General features: G+C 58.3%; 2 protein-coding genes. Both read right to left on the bottom strand.

Annotated elements, in window-relative coordinates; genetic code table 11:
* Positions 1-22: 22 nt before the first annotated feature.
* Positions 23-1876 carry a recombinase family protein gene (locus IEX53_RS23480; protein ID WP_188826586.1) on the bottom strand — a complete coding sequence of 618 codons (1854 nt, stop codon included), beginning with the start codon at positions 1874-1876 and terminating at the stop codon, positions 23-25.
* 57 nt (positions 1877-1933) lie between these two features.
* A complete protein-coding gene (locus tag IEX53_RS23475; RefSeq protein WP_188826585.1) occupies positions 1934-2461 on the bottom strand; it encodes a hypothetical protein in 528 nt (175 codons plus the stop codon).
* Positions 2462-2738 lie beyond the last annotated feature (277 nt).

Raw genomic sequence — 2738 nt, 5'->3', positions numbered from 1 at the left:
GCAGCCCGGTAGCTCGTCAGGCTCATAACCTGAAGGCCGCAGGTTCAAATCCTGCCCCCGCAACCACTGAGACTTGAATATTCTCCCATTCAAGTCGCTTCACAGAAAGCTCCTCCGCGTAAGCGTCGAGGAGCTTTTTGCGTTTTGCGTCTGTCTCCAACTCCCCCGTCCCGATCCGGGCCAGATAATCGTGGTGCTTCAACAGCTTGAAGCGCTCCTCCATGATCCTTGCCGCATCCATGGCCGCCAGGATCGAGGCAATGCGGCCATGAACTTCCAGCGATGCCGGCTGATGGCCGGGCGTCTTGCCGATCACCACTTTCTGCACGAACTGGCGAATGATATCGACGAACGGCTGCTTGGTCGCGGTGTCAGCATGATCACGCAGATAGAACAGCACCGTATCGAGGATATGCTGGACCGTATCCGGGTTGATCTGCGCGCGCAGTTCGGCTAACCGGTCCGCCGTATCATCAGGTGCAGCGCTGCCCTGCGCCGTCAGTTGTTCCGAAAGATCGGCCCGTTTCTCCTCCAGCCGGTCGAGCATGTCGTCGAGCGCGGCGAGGCGAGGGCGGCTTTCCGCGGCGCGGTCACTGATCTGCTGGATGATATTCTTTTGTTCCTGTTCGACCTTGCTCAGTTCCGTCTTCAAGTGCTGGCCCAGAGCCGGTTGCGATTTGAGCTTGGCCGTCTGGCGCTGCAATACGTCCGCCGCCACTTTCTCAAAAATTCCAAGGTGCAGAAAGGCAGCCGGCAGGCAAGCGAGGACACGCTCCTCGATGTCGTTGCGAAGGATCGTCTTCTGGTTCCGGCAGCATGCGCCGTCGAGACCGTCGATCGGCAGCCGCTTCTTATGGTTGGTGCAGCCGTAGCGGTCCTTCGCCATGACCGCATAGGGACCGCCGCATTCGGCGCATTCGAGGATACCGCTCAGCAAATAGCTTGGGCGGTGGGCGGCATTGAGGCGATTGGTCGTCGTATAGGAGAAGAGATCGCCGAGTTCCTTTTGGCGCGCCTTTACGCGGGCCCAGAGCCCGTCATCGATGATGCGCAAATCCGGAACGTCGTTGACGACCCAGTCGCTGTCCTTGTTGCCGCGCGCGACGCGGCGTTCGGTCTCGGGGTTCTTGCGATAATTCCGCCGGTTCCAGACGACGCGGCCGATATAGGTCTCATTGTTGAGGATGCCGGTACCGCGGCTGGCATGCCCGCGGATGGCGGTGTCGCGCCATTTGGCCCCGCGCGGTCCGGGTATTCCCTGATCGTTGAGCATTTTAGCGATATCGCGCGGCGAAACGCCCTCGGCATAGTTTTTGAAAATCCAGCGAATCATCTCCGCTTGCTCGGTGTCGATCTCACGCAGGCCGGGAATGCGATCGCCATTGCCGTCATAGGCCAGCTTCAGCTTGTAGCCGTAAGCAAGACAGGTGGTGGCCTTGCCCTTGCGTACGGCGGTCTTCATGCCCTCGCGGGTTCGATATCGAATCTGCTCGACCAGCTCATGGCTGAGCGTCGAGCGCATATGCAACTCGATATGACTGATCTCCTGGCCAGCCTGAACCGTCCAGATCGCGGTGTCATGATAGTTGAGTTCCTTGAGGATTTTTGAGCTGTGCTCGACGTCGCGGGAGAGGCGGTCGACGGTGACGCAGAGCACGACATCGATCCGTTCGCGCCTGACATGCGCCAGAAGCTGCTGAATACCGGGGCGCAACGCGAACGAGGTTCCGCTGACCGCAGCGTCAGAGTAGATATCGACCAGCTTCCAGCCCCTATCGGCGACAAATTTCCTGCCCAGTTCGATTTGCGTTTCGATCGAAACCTCGTTCTGGCGGTCGGTGGAATAGCGGGCGTAGAAAAGAACGTTCTTGGTCATAAATGGCACTGCTCTGAACTATCTGGGTTATATCTTGTGGGAAGGATGAATGGCTGCTCAAGCCGCCAAATGATGGATGCCGGGTACGAACAGTTGCTTGCTTCCGTAGTTCCGGCGCATTCCAACTGCATCGACCAGAATACCGGCGCTCTTCTTGATCCCAATCATATCCAGCACGAATTTGGTTTCGAACACGATCCCGAAATAGAGATTGTCAGGCGCGTCGCACCAGGTCGGATCGATGACGTTGTTGTCGGCGTCAACGAGCCATGCGTGCTGAATGGGGATTGGCAGCCCCATGTCCATCGCATAACCCTCTGCGTAGCGGATAGCGGTATCGCCGGCTGCGAGGCGCGAGATCAGCACTTTTGTGGCATTGTCGAAACATTGTTTCGCTGGGCCGCGGGCAATCCAAGCGGGGTTGGCGTCCGCCGGCTCGAAAATCTTCCCGTATTGAAGCAATGCGGTGGCTGGCCCGAAGCCTCGTTCCATCGCCGCATTCATCCGGAGGAAGTCGACCAGCTGCTCGAGATATGGATCATCTTCCGCCGGATTGGCTCGGGTTGTGTCCGATGTGTTGGTCATAGATAGTGCTCCCTGCGCGCGAGCGCATAGTTTGATCGTCGGTGATGTCAGGAAAAAAATATTGGCGGGACCGTGGGAGCCGGTATGGTCCGCCGCTGGCTCTCTGATGGCAGGCCGGTGATCCCTTTACGCTCCACACACGCTCGGGGACGGCACTGTCATAACACGATTATAGCGCGCTCGGCTGAGAGAAACAAGCGCCGATCAATTGCCGTTTACCACGCCAGTGCTCTTTTTGTTCCTGATGCGTTTTTACCGGCTTGCCGGAGACGAAACT

Origin of the sequence: Paramesorhizobium endophyticum, assembly GCF_014640615.1 — a bacterium.
Taxonomy (GTDB): Bacteria; Pseudomonadota; Alphaproteobacteria; order Rhizobiales; family Rhizobiaceae; genus Paramesorhizobium; species Paramesorhizobium endophyticum.
This window is presented reverse-complemented; position numbering and strand designations above follow the sequence as displayed.

What these genes read in the sequence shown, in the direction of transcription:
- IEX53_RS23480 (WP_188826586.1), bottom strand. Translation starts at nt 1,876, where the DNA reads ATGACCAAGAACGTTCTTTTCTACGCCCGCTATTCCACCGACCGCCAG.
- IEX53_RS23475 (WP_188826585.1), bottom strand. Translation starts at nt 2,461, where the DNA reads ATGACCAACACATCGGACACAACCCGAGCCAATCCGGCGGAAGATGAT.